This is a genomic window from Amycolatopsis sp. WAC 04169 (assembly GCF_003947535.1).
Lineage (GTDB): Bacteria > Actinomycetota > Actinomycetes > Mycobacteriales > Pseudonocardiaceae > Amycolatopsis > Amycolatopsis keratiniphila.
This window is the reverse complement of record NZ_QHJI01000001.1, coordinates 103,940-121,385: the sequence shown is the minus strand read 5'-3', so window position 1 is coordinate 121,385 and position 17,446 is coordinate 103,940. Positions and strand designations below refer to the sequence as shown.

Sequence of the window (17,446 nt, the reverse complement as noted above, 5' to 3'; positions counted from 1 at the left end):
CTCAGGCAGCGCGTGCGCGACGCTTCTCCAGCACCGAGTTCATCGCCCGCGTCCCCGGCCCGGCGGCGGCCCACAGCACGCCGACCCCGGCCAGGCAGACCGCGGCCGTCCAGTAGGCCACCGGCGGCGCCGATTCCGTGAGCGCGTCGCCGAGGATCCACGGCCGGAACTGCGACTGCACCCACAGCATCCCGTAGCCGAACGCCGTCACCAGCAGCGCGCCCGCGCCCGCCGTCAGCATCGGATGCCCCCGGCCGATGCGGAACGCCAGGTCGACGGCGAGCCCGACGGCCAGCAGGTAGAACGGCACGACCGAGACCGGGAAACCCATCCCGAACAGCAGCGGCCACATCACCAGGCGGTACGCGAGATACGCGGCGGCGACCATCGTGCCCGCCCAGCGGAAGCCGGTCGTGTGCCGCGCCAGCGCGAAGATCAGCGCCATCACGCCGATGCCCCACAGCGGGTACACCCAGTCGTCGATCGGCATCGTGAAGTACTCGACGGCCACCCGGTCGACCGGATGCCCGATCTGGTTGGCGGCGAAGTTCAGCAGCTCGGGCTCGGCCTCGGGCGTGCCGCGTTCCCAGGCGCGCAGGCCGAGGATGCCGTACTCCTGCTGACCGTTCGGGAAGAACGTGTTCTCCAGGAAGAACGCCCACAGTCCGATCAGGACACCGGTGCGCAGGCGGCCGGGCTTGGCGTACTTCAGCCAGCCCATGATCACGCCGGCCTGCATGATGCCCGTTCCGATGTAGAGCATCATGTGCGACGGGCTCCACGCGGTCAGGTCGAGACCGTTGACGCGGTGGTTGATGACGTCCAGCGGCGCCGCGATGAGGAACACCACGAGCCCGATCTGCATCAGCCGCAGCGAACGCCGGTCGGCACCCATGCCGGTGTAGCTGTGGATCGCCACCAGCACCATGATGATCACCGTGCCGACGGTGTTGATCAGATGCGGCGGGGCGAGGTCGTCGCGCAGCCACATGAAATGCCACGACATGTCCCAGGACGAGCCCACCAGCTTGAAGGCGAACGCGGCCAGCCACATCGAGTAGCAGAACTTCAGCACCCAGTCCGGCGTCGCCTGTCCCGGCGCGCCGCGGTGCCAATGGAGCTTGAAGAACAGCCTCGTCTTCGCGATCGGGCTGCGGGGGATGACACCCGGCGAAAGGTCCCCGGTCACTTCTGTCGCCTTTGTCATGCGGGACATCTTCCCTGCTCCAGATCACGGGATGGGCATTTGGGGTCGAAAATCGGGGTTCACCCGTAGGGGTGGTGGATTTGCGATCGGCGTGCGAAGCAGGGCAAGGTGTGCCGCCATGATGCCGAAACGACTCGTCGCGGCGGTCCTCGTCGCCGCTCTGGTGCTGGCCGGTGGGGGCATTCTCGGGAGCCTGTTCTTCTAGTCACACGCGGTCTGCACAATGGCCGGTATGACGAACCTCCTCGGCCCCCAGCCGACGCATCTCCCCGAGCACACCGCCGCGCAGGCGGCGCTGGACGCCGGGACCGATCCCGCCGCCGTCGCCGCCGAGCACCCCGACTACAGCGAGGCGTGGGCCGCCCTCGCCGAGAAGGCGCTCGACGCGGGCGAGACCGTCGCCGCGTACGCGTACGCCCGCACCGGTTACCACCGCGGTCTCGACCAGCTTCGCCGCGCGGGCTGGAAGGGACACGGGCCGGTGCCGTGGTCGCACCGCCCGAACCAGGGCTTCCTGCGTTCTCTCGCCGTCCTCGGCAAGGCCGCCGGCAAGATCGGCGAGACCGAGGAGTACGACCGCTGCAAGACCTTCCTGAGCGACTCGGACCCCGCCGCGGCGGAAGCCACCGGCCTCAAGTGACGTCGTGAGTGGCGATTCGGGTTCTAACCCGAATCGCCACTCACGACCACCTGGACCGATCGGCCTCGCTAGAACAGGCCGCAGTTCCCGAAGGCCGGCAGCCCCGCGAAGCGACCTTCAAGCCAAGCGAAAGCCTCCGGGAACGCCCGGATCGCCCCGCCCACGTGCGTCGGAACCAGCGAAGTCGAGAACTGCACCTTCGCGCCCTTCTCGCACCAAGAGCGCGCCATGGTCCGCCCCTGCGCGTACGGGACGATGTCGTCGAGAGCACTGTGGACGACCAGCGTCGGCGCGCCCGGCTTACGCGCACCGATGAGCTGCTCGCCGACTCGCGTCTTGTACGGCTCTTCGCCGAGGTACGCGGTCAGCGGCCGGCCGTCCTTCGTCAGGTCCTTCGACTGCGTGAACGCGTGCGCGAAGATCGCGTCCCCCGTGCACTCCTGCTTGACCTTCTCGAACGCTTCGGCGCCCTTCGCGTTCAGCAGGGCCGGGATGTTCAGTTCCGGGTACGCCGCGTCCATGCTGACCAGCGTGAATCCGAGGAACCCGAACGCGTAGTGCCCGTCGATGTTCTTGCCGACTTCGGCCAGGTCGGCCGGGACGGCGCCCGCGTACGAGCCCTTTAGCTTGAGCTCGGGCGCGTAGGACGGCTGGAGTTCGGCGGCCGACGCCGACGCCCCGCCGCCCTGTGAGTAGCCCGCGGTCGCGACCGGGCCGTTGTCCGGCAGGTTCGCTTCGGGCAGGCGCTGCGCCGCGCGGATCGAGTCGAGGACGGCGTTGCCCTCGGCGACGCGGTTGACGTACGTGTGGACGCCGGGAGTGCCGAGGCCTTCGTAGTCGGTGACGACGACGCCGTAGCCGCGAAGCAGCAGCCCGGCGATGAAGGGCCCTTCGTACTCCATGCCCGCCGCGAGCGCTTTCGACGGCGCGCACTGGTCGCCGACGCCCTGCGTCCCGGCCGCGTAGCCGATGACCGGCCGCTCGCCCGCGCCGGTCCACGCCTTCTTCGGGGTGAGGACGGTGCCGGTCACGGCGTTGGCCCGGCCGTGGGTGTCGGTGCTGCGATACATGATCCGCTGGACGTCCGCGTCGGCCTTGATGAGTTTGACGGGATCGACGTAGAAGGTGGACGGCTCGTGCCGGATGATGTCGCCGGGAGCACCCGCGGGCAGTGGCGACGGGGGATCGTAGAAGGACGGGGCGGCGCCGGCCTGCGGTGCCCCGAAGGTCAGCAGGGCCGCGATGGTGGCCGCTGAGACGGCGGCGGACACACCGCGCCGGGATCCTGGACGCATGCTTGCTCCTCGTTGAGCACAAACATTTTCGACAGACGTGTCGAAAAAGAGAGTCAGTGAGGTGGCGCACAATGTCAAGTCCGGCGCCGCGAGGGAGACCCCGCAAACTCCCGATCGGCGAGCAACGGGCGCGGGTGCTGGGTTCGGCGGCAGGCGTCTTCGCGGTGCACGGCGCGCAGGCCGCGACGATCGAGCAGATCGCCCGGCGCGCGGGGGTGTCCCGCCAGGCCGTCTACGAGCAGTTCGGCGATCGCACGACGTTGTTCGCCCAGGTCGTCGCGGACATCGAGGAACGCGCCTTCGAGGCGATCGGCGCGCCCGCCCTCGACCTCTCGCAGCCCGAACTCCGGTCCTGGGCCCGCGCCAACTACGCCAACATGTTCGCCTTCGTCGCGGCGAATCCCGACGCGTTCCCTGTGTTGCGTGAAGCGGAGCGCATGGGCGACCCGGCCCTCACCCGGCTTCGGGAACGGCTGGCGGCCGTCTACACCGAGGCGAGCCGTCAGCGCTGGGCACGCCACGGCGTCGACTCCGGCCGCGCGGACAAGGCGCTGGTCACGCTGTTCTTCGCGATGACCGAGGCGCTCGTCCAGGCGAGCTGGGACGGTGAGCCGCCCGACGCGGACGCGCTCATCGACCTGCTCACCGAATTCACCGTCGGCGGCGTCGTCCGGCTCCGGACCGCGGCCGCCGACGTGATGGAAAGACTGCGCTAGGCCGCGACGGCCTCCAGGGTTACTTCGGCGACCGAAGCGAGATCCGGTGAGGAGACGACGCGGTTGCGGCCGTTGCGTTTCGCCGCGTAGACAGACGCGTCCGCCGAGGCCATGACCTCGTCGATCGTCCGGCCGTCGACCGGGTACGTCGCGACGCCGACCGACGCCGTCCGCTGCTCGATGACCACGGCGTTGCCCTCGTTGTCCTGGGTCTTGATGACCATTTCGCTGATCCGCTGCCGGATCCGCTCGGCGACCGCGACGGACTCCTGCTTCGAAGACGAGGTCAGGAGCACGACGAACTCCTCACCGCCGAAGCGGCCGGCGAGGTCCTGCGTCCGGGTTTCGGCCTTGACCAGCGCCGCGACGCCCTTGAGCACGTCGTCGCCCGCCAGGTGGCCGTACGTGTCGTTGATGCTCTTGAAGTGGTCGAGGTCGATCATCAGCGCGCCGAACTGGCCGTTCTCGCGCTCGGCGCGGGAGACCTCGCGGACGGCGCCCTGCTGCCAGGTGGTGGCGTTGAGGAGCTGGGTCTTCTGGTCGGTGGTGGCGAGTTCTTCCAGCTGCTTGATCAGCACCGAACGCTGCAGCAGGTACAGCGGCAGGAAGACGAGCAGCACCAGCACCGGCTGATGCGGCAGGACGGCGAGCACGAGCGCGCCGATACAGACCGTGGAGGCTTCGAGGATGTTGTCGTCCCAAGAGCCGAGGAGCGTCTGGACGGTCGCCTTCTTGGGCGCCGCGAAGTACAGACCGGTGCCGGTGAAGACGGCGTTCATCAGGAAGAAGGCGATGCTCGCGGCGCAGATCGACGTCACCGACGCCGTGTCGGCGCCGACGATCTGCACGGTCGCCCAGGCGGCGAACGCGGTCAGCGTCATCGATGTGGCGTTCGCCACAGTTCGGTGGGGGTTGACCGTGTGAAGGCCCGCCCAGCTGCGGTATCCGAGGTGAAGATAGATCACGGTTACGAGAAGCGCGGTCAACTGCGGCGGAAGCAGGATCGCGCCCGGCAGCACCCAGACCGAGGTCATGTTGATATGCGGGGTGACGCTCATGCTGCGCCGCTGGCGTTCGATCCGGCGGGTCGCCTCGGTGTGCGCGATGGCGAGCCCGGCGAGCAGGAAACACAGCAGGACCTGCGAAGACGTGATGGCGATGGATGCGGCGAAGACCCCCGTCAGTGCCAGCATCGTCGCGACGGACAGCCCGGTGTAGGCGATCCAGTGTTTAGGCCTCTTCCACAGCTCCCACGTCGCTACCGTGAGAGCCGAACGATGTCCAGCGCGTTCCTCCGATGTGATCATCTTTCCCCCTGACTCTTGCGTCATTCTCCGAAACCCCCTACTTACGGACAGCTTCTACCGACTTGCGGGCTGTCGACAAGCTCCCTAGGTGTGTACTTTTCTCTGAGAGGTCGAGGGAAAGGTGCCAGCGATGGCCGGTAGGGATCAGTGAACTGGGGCGCGCGCCAGACGTCCGCGCGATCGGGCCGGCGCGTGGAACACCTCAATGTTCTGCGCGTGCGGCGTCTTTTTCCTGCCACCGATCCGGGTCACGGCTGAGGTTCCGGAACCAGCTCAGCGCGAGCGGGACGGTCAGCACCAATCCCGCAAGCCCGAAGACGCCCACGGTCGACTGAGGTCCCACCTGGTCCGCCAGGATGCCGCCGATCAGCGGACTCACGCCCATCGTCGTGGTCAACCCGGTGTTCGACAGTCCCATGACCTGTGCCCGGCTCTCGTCCGGCACGGCCAGCGTCAGCGACGCGGTCGCCTGCATCAGCGCCACCGTGCCGAAGCCGCCGCAGAACACGAACAACACGATCGACGACAGCGGTCCCGGCTGCAGGAAGCACAGCAGCAGCGGGAGCGCGGTCAGCGCCGAAAGCGGCCCGATCAGTTTCGGTCTGACGTGCGCAGGCACCCAGCGCGAATAGATGAACGCCCCGATCACGCTGCCGATCGGATCGGCGGCCAGCAGCAGGCCGATGATCTCGGGGCCACCGCCCGACGAGGCGACGTAGGGCGCCGCGATGCCCTCGTACACCGGCAGCAGGCCCATCAGCCAGGTGAACAGCAGCAACGCGCGCAGCCCGGAGCTGGCGAAGACGATCTTGCCGCCCGAGCCGATCGACGCGAAGAACGACTTGCGCTTCTCGCCGGAGGCCGCGGCCGGACGCGACTTCAGCCCGAACCGGACGAACAGCGCCGAGATCACGAAGGTGACCGCGTCCAGCGCGAGGGCGAGGTGGGGTTCGAGCGCGGTCAGCAGGAGCCCACCGCCGGCGAATCCCGCCAGTTGTGCCGATTGGACGGTCATGCTGCGGATCGCCATGCCGACGACGAACCGGTCGCCTTCGAGGATCTGCGGCAGCAGGGCCAGCTGGGCCGCCTTGAACGGCGGGTTCAGCAGCGAGACGCCGCCGACGAGGACGCACAGGACCCAGAACGGCAGTACCGGCACCGCGACCAGCGCGATCAGCAGGGCCCGTAGGAGGTCGACGACCACCATCACGGTCCGCCGGGGGAACCGGTCCGCGAAGCCGGTGAGGAAGATGCCGCCGAGCAGCGACGGGGCGTAGGTCAGCGCGTAGGTGAGGCCGGTCAGGGTCGCGGAGCGGGTTTCGGTGAAGACGAGGACGGAGAGGGCGACCCTGGCGAGTTGATCACCGAAGATCGAAAACAGCTCGGCGAACCAGAGCGAACGGAACTCGGCTACACCGAACACCTCTCGGTAAGTGACCCGTCCGGCCGAAGCCATGTTGCCCCCAATAGGGTCCTTATTACGCGACAAACTCGTGACCGAGAGTAACGCGGTCACGAGCTCGTCACGAAGCGTCATTCGTTCACGTAAGTGTCTCCTGACTGTTGGTGATTGGCTAGGTTCTTTCGCCGGGTTTCTGGAGTTGGAGATCTTTTTCGTGGATGACCGGCCACCCGAGAAGATGTCCCGGTGACCGGCAAGGCGGTTCGGACCAGCACTTATGGGTCGTTTCGGGCTTTTCGCCGCGAAAAGGCGGCCAGAACGGCGCCACCCGGGGCGGGGATGCCGCATCGCGACGGCGCTCTGCGCGCAGCCCCGCGCCGCCCGGGACCGAACGGGTTTCGACTCCGCTCCGCGACGGCCGGAGCGATCCGGGGCGGCCGGCGTAGTGCGCCGAATGGATGACCGGACCGCCATCCGGTGGAGTGAACGGCTCAGCCGTCGACGGCGAGTACCTCGCGCGCCGAAGCCGCGTCGCGTTTGGCGACCTCTTCGCGCACGATCGGGATGACGTGACGGCCGAAGTCGATCGTGTCGCCGAGCATGTCGTAGCCGCGGGCGGAGAGGATGTCGACGCCGAGGTCGTAGTAGTCGAGCAGAGCCTGCGCGACGGTCTCGGGCGTGCCGACCAGGGCGTTGGAATTGCCCGCGCCGCCGGTCGCGGCCGCCGTCGGGGTCCACAGCGCCCGGTCGAACCGTTCGCCCTCGGCGGCGACCGCGAGGAGCCGCTGCGAGCCGGTGTTCTCCGGATTCGTGAGCGAATGCCGCCGGGTCAGCTGCTTCCCGCCGCTCGTGCGGGCCTTGATCGCGTCGACCGTGCGATGCGCTTTCTCCCAGGCGAGCTCCTCGGTCGGCGCGATGATCGGGCGGAACGCGACCTGGATACGCGGGACGTCGGTCCGCCCGGCGGCCTTCGCCGCGGCCTTGACGGACTCGATCTGTTCGGCCGTTTGCGCGAGGGGCTCGCCCCAGAGGCAGAAGATGTCCGCTTCGGCCCCGCCCGCCGCGTACGCCGCCGGAGACGAGCCGCCGAACGAGACGCCAGGGCGTGGCTGCTGGACAGGCCGGACGTCGAGGACGAAGTCAGCGAAGCGGTAGTGCTCGCCTTCGTGGTCGAAGGGCTCTTCGGACGTCCAAGCCCGCTTCACGATCTGGATGTACTCGCGCGTCCGCGAGTAGCGCTCGTCCTTCGTGAGGTAGTCGCCTTCGCGCTGCTGCTCGTGATCGCTGCCGCCGGTGATGAAGTGGACCGTGAGCCTCCCGTCCGAGAGCTGGTCCAGCGTGGCGAACGTCTTCGCCGCGAAGGTCGGGTACGAGACGTTCGGCCGGTGCGCCAGCAGGATCTGGAGCTTGTCGAGCTTTGACGCGACGTACGCCGCCGCCTGCGCCGGGTCCGGACCGCTGGAGCCGTACGCGAACAGCACCCGGTCCCAGCCGAATTCCTCGTGCGCCCGCGCGAGGCGCAGTGTGTAGTCCTTGTCGAAGACGCCGCCCGACCGCGGATGTGTCTCCGAACCGTCGTTGGTGCCTCCGATACCCAGGAATTCGACCGGCATCGTCCGTCCCTCTCGTCCGTGTCCCCCTGTTTCGACGAGTACGCGCCGGTTCCTCGCCGTGGCAACGGGTTCCGCTCCTTGAGAACCCGCACACGGCCAGGAATCCCGGCGTAGCTTCGGCTTCGTGGGTACCGCAGACCTTCCCTACGTGCTCGCGGTGGTCGGCGCCGGTCCACGTGGGGTGGGCGTGCTCGAACGGCTCGGCGCCAACGCCGCCGAGCTCCTCGGCGGGCGGCGGCTGGTGGTGCATCTCGTCGATCCCTTCCCCGCCGGGGCGGGACGGGTCTGGCGTTATGAACAGTCACCGTTGCTGCGGATGAACTCCATGCCCGAAGACGTCACCGTGTTCACCGACGACACCGTCGAGATCGACGGGCCGATCCGCCCCGGGCCTTCGCTGATCGAGTGGGCGCGGCTGGTTCGCGAGGGCGCGCTCGACGCGGAGGTCGATGAGAGCCTGCGCGCCGAACTCGAGGCGCTGCAAAGCGATCACTTCCCGACGCGACGGTTGCAGAGCGCGTATCTCGCCTGGTTCCACCGCGAGGTACGCGCCGGGCTCCCGGCCGGGATCGAGGTCGTCGAGCATCGGACCCGCGCGGTGCGGCTGGAAGACGGCGACCCGCAGTCGCTCTGGCTGGAGGACCGGGCGGAACCCCTCGCCGTGGACGCGGTGCTGTTCACCGTCGGGCATCTCGACGCCGAACCGGACGAACGCGAAACCGGACTCGCCGATTTCGCCGCCCGGCACGACCTCGCGTACTACCCGGCCGGCTACACCGCCGACGTCGATTACTCGGCGATCGGAGCGGGGGAAACCGTGCTGGTACGCGGATTCGGCCTCGCGTTCGTCGATCTGATGCTGCTGCTGACCGAAGGCCGCGGCGGCCGGTTCGAAGAGCAGGCGTGCGGTGGGCTGAAGTACCACCCCAGCGGTGCCGAGCCCGTGCTGCACGTCGGTTCGCGCCGCGGCGTGCCGTACCACTCGAAGATCGGCTACCGGCTGCGCGGGAAACCTTTGCGGTTGCCCAAGTTCTTCGACGCCTACGCGATCGGGAAGCTCTGCGAGGTGCCCGGCCCGATCGACTTCCGCCGTGACGTCTGGCCGTTGATCTCGAAGGAGATCGCGTGGGCCTACTACAGCGAACTGTTCACCGCGCACCCCGAGCGGGTGCGGATGGATTTCGCCGTATTCGCCGACGCTTTCGCGGATGCCGCGCCCGGCGAGCTCGACGCGCTGGTGGCGCGGGCGGTTCCCGCACCGGACGATCGGCTGGATCTCGGCAAGCTCGACAGGCCGATGGCCGGCGCCGAATTCGGCACCGCCGAGGAGTACGGCAAGGAGCTGCGTGAATACGTCGAAGCGGACTTGAGCCGCCGGGCGGACGCCGAATACAGCGCGGATCTGGGTGCCTTCATGGCGCTGCTTTCCGTGATGGGGCAGCTTCCGGCACTGGTGCAGACCGGACGGCTCGACGCGGTATCGCGACTGTCCGATTTGGACGGTTGGTTTCTCGGCTTCTTCTCCTACTTCGCCAGCGGTCCGCCACCGCGACGGCTCGAAGAACTGCTCGCGCTCCAGGAAGCGGGACTGGTGCATTTCTTGGGCGCCGAAATGCGCGTGTCGGCCGATGAGGAACGGCGGACCTTCGTCGCGTCGGGTGCGAGCTTCCCCGGCGAGACCGAGGCGCGGACCCTTGTCGAGGCACGGCTTCCGGAGCCGAGCGTCACCAGGGCGTCCGATGTCCTTTTGCGACAGTTGCGGGACAGCGGCGCGCTCGGCGAGGAAGCCGTCCTCGACCCGGTCACCGGCGAGAGGCTGCTCGCCGGCCGTATCCACACCCGCGTCTCCGACGGCCGGATACTCGACGGCGAGGGCCGCCCGCATCCGCGCCGGTTCGCGCTCGGGCCGCATACGTCGGCGCGGTCGGCCGGGGCGTTCACCCGGCCGCGGACCAACGCGCTCCCGTTCCGGCAGAACGACGTCGTCGCGCGGGAGATCTTGAAACTGGTCACCTAACGCGCGGCGAACTCCTCCAGCCGCCGGACGACCTCCGACGGCGCGGGCATGGCGGCGATCTCGTGCCGGGCCCTCGCCGCCACCTCGCGCACGCGGGCGTCGTCGAGGAGGGTCTTGGCCCGCTCCTCGACGGCGTCCGCGGTCACCTCGTCGCCGGTCAGCGCCCGCCCGGCGTTGGCGGTCTCCAGCGCTTCCGCGTTGACGAACTGGTCCGCGCCCTGCGGCAGCACCAGTTGCGGCAGTCCGGCCGAAAGCGCGCCGAGCACGGTCCCGGTCCCGCCGTGGTGCACCACCAGATCCGCGCGCGGAAGGACTTCGGACTGCGGCACGAAACCGGTCACGTGGACGTTCGGCGGCAGGTCGCCGAACTCGCCGGGGTCACCTGGACCGCGGGCGACCAGGACGTCCACCGGCAGCCGCGCGAGGCCGTCGATCGCCGCGCGCAGCACGTCGGTGGCGCCGAAGGCGACGGTGCCCAGCGTCAGGTAGACGAGGGGTCGGTCGTGTCCGTCGAGCCACGACGGCACCGTGCCCGGTTCGTTCCACGGCACCGGCCGGAGCCGGAAGACCGTCGGCAGCGAGCTCGCCACCGGGTCGCGGACGACATCCGGCCACACGTCGATCCCGGCGTCGCCCAGCATGAGGTCGGCAGGCGGGTTGCCGTCCCACAGCGGCGCGAACCGGTGCGCGGCGGCGGCCATCAGCTCGGCGGGCATCGACCGCCCGATCACGTGGGACACCACCGGGATCCCGGCCCGGCGGGCGGCGGCCGCTGCGCCGGCGTCGCTCATCTCGTAGACGACCAGATCCGGCCGGAGCGTGGGGAGCAGCGGGGTCAGGTCGGCGATCGTCGCCTGCGGCAGGATGTCGGCGAAGGCGGTGAAGATGGCCTCGGGCGCGTCCCCTTCGGCCTGGTCGACGGCGTCCTGGATCGAGATCCCGACCTCGTGCGCGTCGAAACCGAGCCCGCGGACCTTGTCCAGGAAGGCCGCTCCGGTCCCGAAGACAACTTCGTGTCCGGCGTCGCGGGCGGCGATCGCCAAGGGCATCAACGGGTACAGGTGGCCGTAGGCGGGGCGGCACGTGAAGAGGATGCGCACCTCCTCGAAGGTACTAGCTTTCCCAGACGCGCGAGGGCAGTTCTTTACGCACGATCGGAACGACGTCGGCGGCGAAGAGCTCCAGGACGTCCCGCGCCTCCCCGGCTTCCAGCCCGTCGACGGACACCGCCTGCACCTCGTGCCCGAACGACGCGTGGTAGTCGCCGATCTTGTCGATCACCTGTTCCGGACTCCCGACGAGCGCGGAACCGCCGGCGATCTTGTCCTCCAGCGTGGTGAACTCCGACTTGTTGTGCTGATACGCGGGCGTCTTCATCAGCGCTTCGAAGTACGGCCGATATCCGTCCAGCGCCTCCTGCGACGTCTTGGCGACATAGAGCCCGCCCGCGCCGGAACCGACGAGCGCGTCCGCCGGATCGTGGCCGTACTCCGCCCACCGCCGCCGGTAGTGGTCGATCAGGTCCGCGTACTTCTTCTTGGGATGGAAGCCGTTCGCGGTGAACAGCGGATCGCCGAACTTCGCCGCCAGCTCGGTCGATTCGGTGCTCGACGCGCTCCCGTGCCAGATCCGAGGCCGCGCGTGGAAGGGACGCGGCTGCGTCGTCACGTCGGTCAGCGGCGCGCGGAACTCGCCATCCCACGTCACGCCCTCCTCCAGGAACAGGCGGCGAAGCAGGGCGAACTTCTCCGCCTGGTACTCCCACTGCCGGTCTTCTTCGAGGCCGAACAACGGGAAGTGCCGAGGATCGTTGCCCTTCCCGATCATGAGTTCCAGCCGGCCGCCGGAAAGCTGGTCGAGTGTCGCGTAGTCCTCGGCGACGCGGACCGGGTCGAGCACGCTGATCACGGTCAGGGTGGTCAGCAGCCGGACACGTTTCGTGCGTTCCGCGACCGCCGCGAGGATCACCGGCGGCGCCGAGGAAAGGAACGGCTCGCCGTGCCGCTCGCCGACGCCGTACGCGTCGAAGCCCAGCTCCTCGGCGAAGATCGCCTCGTCGACGACCCGGCGCAGGCGTTCGTGCTGGGTCGCGGTCGCGCCGGTCACCGGGTCGGGATGGTTGGCGACCAGGGAGAAGAGTCCGAACTTCATCGTGTCTCCAAGGGTTTCCGGCCGGGGATGGCGGCGAGCAGCTCCCGGGTGTAGTCCGCGCTCGGCCGTTCGAGGACGTCCTGAGCGGGGCCGAGTTCGACGAGTTCGCCGCCGCGCAGCACGCCGACGGTGTCCGCGATCTGCCGGACCACGGCGAGGTCGTGCGAGATGAACAGGTACGTCAGGCCGAGCTCGTCCTGTAGACCGGCGAGCAATCGCAGGATCTGCGCCTGCACCGAGACGTCCAGCGCGGACACGGGTTCGTCGGCGACGATCAGTTCCGGGCGCAGGGCGAGCGCCCGCGCGATGGCCGCGCGTTGCCGCTGGCCGCCGGACAGTTCGGCGGGTTTGCGCTTCAGCACCGAAGACGGCAGGGCGACCTGGTCGACCAGCTCGGCCGCCCGCGCCCGGCGTTCCGCCTTCGTTCCGAAGCCGAACGCGCGCAGCGGCTCGGAAATGACGTCCTCGATGGTGAACTTCGGATTCAGCGACGCGTACGGGTTCTGGTACACCAGCTGGAACCGGCGCCGCAGCCGCCGTAGCTCCTCGCCGCGCAGCGCGGTGATGTCCTCGCCGTCGAACTCGACGACACCGTCGGTCGGCGTCTCCAGCCGCAGGATCATCCGCGCGGTGGTCGACTTGCCCGAACCGGATTCGCCGACCAGCGCGAGTGTCCGGCCGCGGGCGATGTCGAACGAAACACCGTCGACGGCACGGACGGTCCCGAAGGTCTTGCCGAGGCCACGGACCGACACCAGGACGTCGGATGATGGCGGTTTCGGATCCCGCAACGGGGTGTCGGACAGGCTCGGCGCGGCGGCGAGCAGGTCTCGCGTGTACTTCTCGGTGGGCGCGGCGAGGATCTCTCCGGTCGAGCCTTCCTCTACGACGCTTCCCTGGGACAGCACGACGATCCGCGACGCGCGATCCGAGGCGACACCGAGGTCGTGGGTGATCAGCAGGACGGCGGTGCCCGCTTCGGCGGCGAGTTCTTCGAGATGGTCGAGGATCTGCCGCTGCACGGTGACGTCGAGCGCGCTGGTCGGTTCGTCGGCGATGATCAACTTCGGCCGTCCGGCGAGGGCGGCGGCGATCAGCGCGCGCTGCCGGAGCCCGCCGGACAGCTCGTGCGGATACTGCCGCGCCCGCGTCTCCGGATCGGCGATCCCGGCCTTGCGCAGCAGCTTCACCGCCTCCGAGCCCGCGCTTCGTTTGTCGGCCAGACCGTGGATCAGCAGCACTTCCGCGACCTGATCGCCGATCCGGTGCACGGGATTGAGCGACACCGTCGGATCCTGCGGGACCAGGGCGATCTCGCGGCCCCGCACCGAACGCCAAGCGCGGTCGGAGAGTTTTGTGAGGTCGCGGCCGTCGAAGGTGATCTCGCCGCGGTCGACTCGCCCGCCGCGCGGCAGCAGCCCGATCGCCGCGTGCGCCGTCGTGCTCTTGCCGGAGCCGGACTCGCCCACCACCGCGACGATCTGTCCCTTGTGGACGGAAAGCGAGACGCCGTCCACGGCGGGTACGGACTTGTAGGAAACCGCGAGATCGCGGATGGTCAGCAGTTCGCTCACCGCACGTCTCCTTCGATCGCTCTGGACAGCCGGTTCGCCGACAGCACCACGGCCGCGACGGTGAGCCCGGGGAAGGTGGTCATCCACCAGGCGGTGGCGAGGAAGCCGCGGCCGCCCGCCACCAGCGAGCCCCATTCCGGGGTCGGCGGGGTGGCGCCGTAGCCGAGGAAGCTCAGCGCGGACACCTCCAGCACCGCCGTGCCGAAGGTGAGCGTCGCGAGGGCGAGTACCGGGCCGAGCGCGTTGGGCAGCACGTGCCGTCCGAGCACGCCGGTCCAGCGCACCCCGCCCGCGCGGGCGGCCTCGACGAACACGCCACCGCGGACACGCAGCACTTCGGCCCGCATCAGCCGGGCGAACTGCGCGAGGTTCGCGACGCCGACCGCGATCGCGACATTGGTCGTCCCGAAGCCGAGCGCGGTGACCAGCGCCAGCGACAGGAGGATCGAAGGGATCGCCAGCAGGACGTCGACGCAGCGCATGATCGCCGAATCGAGGGCGCCGCCGCGAAACCCGGCGAGCAGGCCGAGCGCGGAACCGGCGACGAGCGCGACGACGACGGCGATCACGGTCGCCTGCAACGAAAGTGCGGAGCCGTGGACCACCCGCGCGAAGATGTCACGCCCGGTCTCGTCGGTGCCGAAGAGATGACCGAGCGACGGGCCCTGCATCTTCTCCGCGGGGACGCCGGCGAGCGGGTCCTGTCCGGTGAAGAGGCCGGGCGCGACCGCCGCCAGCAGGGCGAAGGACAGGACGGCGATCGCGAGGATCAGGCCCGGCTTCCGCCCGGTGCGCACGAGAACGTCAGGCATCGGCCGTCTCCCGGTGTCGGATCCGCGGGTCGAGCAGGGGATAGACGAGGTCGACGAGCAGGTTGATCACCACGAACACCAGCGCGGCGAGCACGATCACCGCCTGCACCACCGGGATGTCCTGCGCGGTGACCGCCGACGACGTCACGCGGCCGAGGCCGTCGCGGGAGAACACCGTCTCGGTGATCACCGAACCCGCGATCAGGTTCCCGGCGACCACGCCGGCGATGGTGAGCGTGGGCACCGCCGCGTTGCGCAGCAAATGTCCGAAGTGGACCCTCGATCGGCTCGCCCCTTTCGCCAGCGCGATCTCGGCGTACGGCTCGGCGAGCTGCGTGCGGAGGCTCTTCGCCAACACCTGCCCGATGATCGCGCCGGTGGGGATGGCGAGGGTGACCGCGGGCAGGATCAGCGACTCGAAGCCGTTCGAACCCAGCGCGGGCAACAGCCTGAGCTGGAAGGAGAAGAACTGGATCAGCAGCAGCCCGACCCAGAACGGCGGCAGCGAGATCCCCAGCGGCGGCAACGCGAGCAGGAGGTTGCCCAGCCAGCGGTGCCGCGTGAGGGTGCCGGCGAACGCGATCCCGCCGCCGAACAGGATCGCGAGTACCAGGGCGAAGCCGGTCACGGCGAGAGTCGGCGGCAGGGCGGAGACGACCATGTTCGTGGCGCCGTCCCCGGTGGCGATCGAGCGGCCGAAGTCGCCTTGCAAAGCCGCGAGCAGCCGCTTTCCGTACTGCAGCGGCAACGGATCGTCGAGTCCGTACTCCGCCTTCGCGGCGGCCAGTTGTTCCGGCGTCACCGAAAGACCGGCCTCGCCCCCGCCGAGCTTCGCGCTGACCGCGTCACCCGGCAGGAGGTAGAGGATCACGAACGACACGGTGAAGGCGGCCCACAGCACGAAGACCGCCTGCAGGATCCGCCGCAGCAGATACCTCGTCACGAGCCGGACACCCAGGCGTCGAACAGCTGAAGCCGGGACGATGCCTCGAACCCGATGCCGTGCGCGTTCGGCCCGTGCGCCAGCACCTGGGTCAGCTCGAACACCGGCGCCGAGTAGCCGTGCTCGATGATCGCGCGCTGTGCCGCCTCGGCCGCGGGCTTCCGTTTCGCCGGGTCCACAGTGGACGACTGCGCGTCGAGCGGCGCGTCGACCGGGTTGTCCGCGGACAGCTTGCTGCGGTTGTTCGCCTTGGTGGAGAACAGGTTGCGCAGGATGTCCGGATCGGCGCGGGTGGTGTTGTACCAGAGGTACTCGTAGTTCCCGCTCTGCGTGATCTGCACGCTCTCGGCCGTCGTGCGCTGCTCGATCTGTAAGTCGAAGCCGATTTTGCGCAACTGCTGCTGCACGAGTTCGAGCACGCTCTTGTTCTGGTTGAACACCAGGGAGAAGACGACCTTCGCGGTCAGCCGCTGCCCGTTCTTGGTACGGATCCCGTCGGGACCGGGGAGCCAGCCCGCGCTCTCCAGCAGCGCCGTGGCGCCGGCCGGATCATAGGCGAGCAGCGGGGAAAGGTCGGCGTGGAACGGCGTCGCCGAGCCGAGAATGCTGGTGGCCGGCTTGTAGTTCGGGGTCAGCACGGTGTTCGTGACCTCAGGCCGGTTGATGCCCTTGACCACCGCCTGGCGGACCTTCTCGTCGGTGAGCACGCCCTTGGTGACGTTGGCGTGCAGGTTGAACACGACGCCGGGGTTCGGGCGAGTGGGTTCGGTGAACCCGTTGCCGGTGAACTGCGGTTCGTCGACCGGCTGGACGTCGGTGATGGCGTCGAGCTGGGCGGACGCGAGGCTTCCGGTGCGCACTCCGGGTTCCGGCACGATCTTGTAGGCGATCTTGTCGAGGTACGCCTCGCCCTGGTGCTTGAACAGCGACGAGCCCCAGTCGTAACCCTTGCGTTTCGCGAGGACGATCTCCTGGTTCTGTTTCAGGCTCTCGAAAACGAACGGGCCGGAGCCGATCAGGCCGTCGCCCTGGCAGCGCTGGTCGGCCGTCTTCTTGTACGCGGCGGGCGCGAGGATCCCGAGCGACATCGTCGAGCTGGCCTGCAGGAACTGTGCGCTGGGCACGGCGAACTCGATCTTCACCGTCTTCGGATCGACGGCCGTCGTTCCCTTGTAGACGGCCAGATAGCCCGAGCCGAGCTGCGATTTCGGGCCGAGCGCCTTGATCGCGTCGAAGCTCGTCTTGACCGCCGCGGCGTCGACCGGGCTGCCGTCGGAGAAGGTCGCGCCGTCGCGCAGGTGGAAGGTGAACGCGGTCGAATCCGCGTTGCTCTCCCATTTTTCGGCCAGCCACGGCTTGATCTCGCCGGTGGCCGGATCCTGGTCGGTCAGCGAATCGACCAGCTGGCGGCCGACGTTGAGCGAAGCGTTGGTGCCGACCTGTTGCGGGTCGATGCAGTCCGGGCTCGACGAGATCCCGAGTCGCAGTGTGCCACCGGGTTTGGGCGGTCCGGCGTCGCCCGTCGCGCCACCCGCGGAAGAGCAAGCAGTGACGACGAGGGCGGTGAGCGCGAGTAAGGAAGTGGCGGCGGTACGGGACACCGGGTGGCCTCCAGCGGGGAACGGGGGGCGCTTTCTCTTGCGCCTACCCGAATCACGCTAATCACGGCCTTGAGTCCCGCCCATATGCTGAGCCCGGCTCCCAGTCCGCGAAACGTCCCACCTTTCCGCTTGACAGCGTGGATCGCGCGTGAAGGCCCCCTTCCCTCG

General features: G+C 69.0%; 14 protein-coding genes. 3 read left to right on the top strand and 11 right to left on the bottom strand.

Annotated elements, in window-relative coordinates:
* Window position 1: 1 nt before the first annotated feature.
* A complete protein-coding gene (locus DMC61_RS00605) occupies window positions 2–1,207 on the bottom strand; it encodes a hypothetical protein (RefSeq protein WP_125685984.1) in 1,206 nt (401 codons plus the stop codon).
* Window positions 1,208–1,439: 232 nt separating this feature from the next.
* Between DMC61_RS00605 and DMC61_RS00600 the strand changes: the two genes are divergently transcribed.
* Window positions 1,440–1,847 carry a DUF3151 domain-containing protein gene (locus DMC61_RS00600; RefSeq protein ID WP_037334586.1) on the top strand — a complete coding sequence of 136 codons (408 nt, stop codon included), beginning with the start codon at window positions 1,440–1,442 and terminating at the stop codon, window positions 1,845–1,847.
* 68 nt (window positions 1,848–1,915) lie between these two features.
* On the opposite strand, the gene DMC61_RS00595 is transcribed toward DMC61_RS00600, so the two are convergent.
* The gene (locus tag DMC61_RS00595) at window positions 1,916–3,142 is read right to left on the bottom strand and encodes a lipase family protein (protein ID WP_043848462.1); all 1,227 of its coding nucleotides are present in this window, start codon (window positions 3,140–3,142) and stop codon (window positions 1,916–1,918) included.
* A gap of 134 nt (window positions 3,143–3,276) precedes the next feature.
* Here DMC61_RS00595 and DMC61_RS00590 point away from each other — a divergent pair, with 134 nt between their 5' ends.
* A complete protein-coding gene (locus DMC61_RS00590) occupies window positions 3,277–3,858 on the top strand; it encodes a TetR/AcrR family transcriptional regulator (RefSeq protein WP_016338092.1) in 582 nt (193 codons plus the stop codon).
* On the opposite strand, the gene DMC61_RS00585 is transcribed toward DMC61_RS00590, so the two are convergent.
* From DMC61_RS00585 to DMC61_RS00575, 3 genes are all read right to left on the bottom strand, one after another.
* Window positions 3,855–5,165 carry a GGDEF domain-containing protein gene (locus DMC61_RS00585; protein ID WP_125685982.1) on the bottom strand — a complete coding sequence of 437 codons (1,311 nt, stop codon included), beginning with the start codon at window positions 5,163–5,165 and terminating at the stop codon, window positions 3,855–3,857. The genes DMC61_RS00590 and DMC61_RS00585 overlap by 4 nt on opposite strands.
* A gap of 202 nt (window positions 5,166–5,367) precedes the next feature.
* On the bottom strand, window positions 5,368–6,621 hold the full coding sequence (locus tag DMC61_RS00580; protein ID WP_016338090.1) for an MFS transporter: 1,254 nt from the start codon (window positions 6,619–6,621) through the stop codon (window positions 5,368–5,370).
* Between the two features lie 437 nt (window positions 6,622–7,058).
* A complete protein-coding gene (locus DMC61_RS00575; protein ID WP_125685980.1) occupies window positions 7,059–8,180 on the bottom strand; it encodes an LLM class flavin-dependent oxidoreductase in 1,122 nt (373 codons plus the stop codon).
* Window positions 8,181–8,304: 124 nt separating this feature from the next.
* Between DMC61_RS00575 and DMC61_RS00570 the strand changes: the two genes are divergently transcribed.
* Window positions 8,305–10,197 carry an FAD/NAD(P)-binding domain-containing protein gene (locus DMC61_RS00570; protein ID WP_233594668.1) on the top strand — a complete coding sequence of 631 codons (1,893 nt, stop codon included), beginning with the start codon at window positions 8,305–8,307 and terminating at the stop codon, window positions 10,195–10,197.
* Here DMC61_RS00570 and DMC61_RS00565 read toward each other — a convergent pair.
* From DMC61_RS00565 to DMC61_RS00540, 6 genes are read right to left on the bottom strand one after another with little or no spacing between them, the layout of a single operon-like run.
* Window positions 10,194–11,297, bottom strand: a complete 1,104-nt coding sequence (locus DMC61_RS00565) for a glycosyltransferase (RefSeq protein ID WP_125685978.1) — start codon at window positions 11,295–11,297, stop codon at window positions 10,194–10,196. The two genes, DMC61_RS00570 and DMC61_RS00565, sit on opposite strands and share 4 nt — an antisense overlap.
* Before the next feature lie 13 nt (window positions 11,298–11,310).
* Window positions 11,311–12,348 (bottom strand): LLM class flavin-dependent oxidoreductase, encoded by a 1,038-nt coding sequence (locus DMC61_RS00560; protein WP_125685976.1) that lies wholly within the window; start codon window positions 12,346–12,348, stop codon window positions 11,311–11,313.
* Window positions 12,345–13,922, bottom strand: a complete 1,578-nt coding sequence (locus DMC61_RS00555) for an ABC transporter ATP-binding protein (RefSeq protein WP_125685974.1) — start codon at window positions 13,920–13,922, stop codon at window positions 12,345–12,347. The genes DMC61_RS00560 and DMC61_RS00555 overlap by 4 nt, the downstream gene beginning before the upstream one ends.
* Window positions 13,919–14,734 (bottom strand): ABC transporter permease, encoded by an 816-nt coding sequence (locus DMC61_RS00550; protein WP_125685972.1) that lies wholly within the window; start codon window positions 14,732–14,734, stop codon window positions 13,919–13,921. The genes DMC61_RS00555 and DMC61_RS00550 overlap by 4 nt, the downstream gene beginning before the upstream one ends.
* Window positions 14,727–15,677, bottom strand: a complete 951-nt coding sequence (locus tag DMC61_RS00545; protein ID WP_125685971.1) for an ABC transporter permease — start codon at window positions 15,675–15,677, stop codon at window positions 14,727–14,729. Before DMC61_RS00545 ends, DMC61_RS00550 begins: the two co-directional genes overlap by 8 nt.
* Window positions 15,674–17,278, bottom strand: a complete 1,605-nt coding sequence (locus DMC61_RS00540) for an ABC transporter substrate-binding protein (RefSeq protein WP_125685968.1) — start codon at window positions 17,276–17,278, stop codon at window positions 15,674–15,676. The genes DMC61_RS00545 and DMC61_RS00540 overlap by 4 nt, the downstream gene beginning before the upstream one ends.
* Between the last annotated feature and the right edge of the window lie 168 nt (window positions 17,279–17,446).

Bases quoted from the DNA above. Each gene is read 5' to 3' on its own strand.
- DMC61_RS00605 (WP_125685984.1), bottom strand. From the start codon at position 1,207: ATGACAAAGGCGACAGAAGTGACCGGGGACCTTTCGCCGGGTGTCATC.
- DMC61_RS00600 (WP_037334586.1), top strand. From the start codon at position 1,440: ATGACGAACCTCCTCGGCCCCCAGCCGACGCATCTCCCCGAGCACACC.
- DMC61_RS00575 (WP_125685980.1), bottom strand. From the start codon at position 8,180: ATGCCGGTCGAATTCCTGGGTATCGGAGGCACCAACGACGGTTCGGAG.
- DMC61_RS00560 (WP_125685976.1), bottom strand. From the start codon at position 12,348: ATGAAGTTCGGACTCTTCTCCCTGGTCGCCAACCATCCCGACCCGGTG.
- DMC61_RS00595 (WP_043848462.1), bottom strand. From the start codon at position 3,142: ATGCGTCCAGGATCCCGGCGCGGTGTGTCCGCCGCCGTCTCAGCGGCC.
- DMC61_RS00550 (WP_125685972.1), bottom strand. From the start codon at position 14,734: ATGCCTGACGTTCTCGTGCGCACCGGGCGGAAGCCGGGCCTGATCCTC.
- DMC61_RS00580 (WP_016338090.1), bottom strand. From the start codon at position 6,621: ATGGCTTCGGCCGGACGGGTCACTTACCGAGAGGTGTTCGGTGTAGCC.
- DMC61_RS00585 (WP_125685982.1), bottom strand. From the start codon at position 5,165: ATGATCACATCGGAGGAACGCGCTGGACATCGTTCGGCTCTCACGGTA.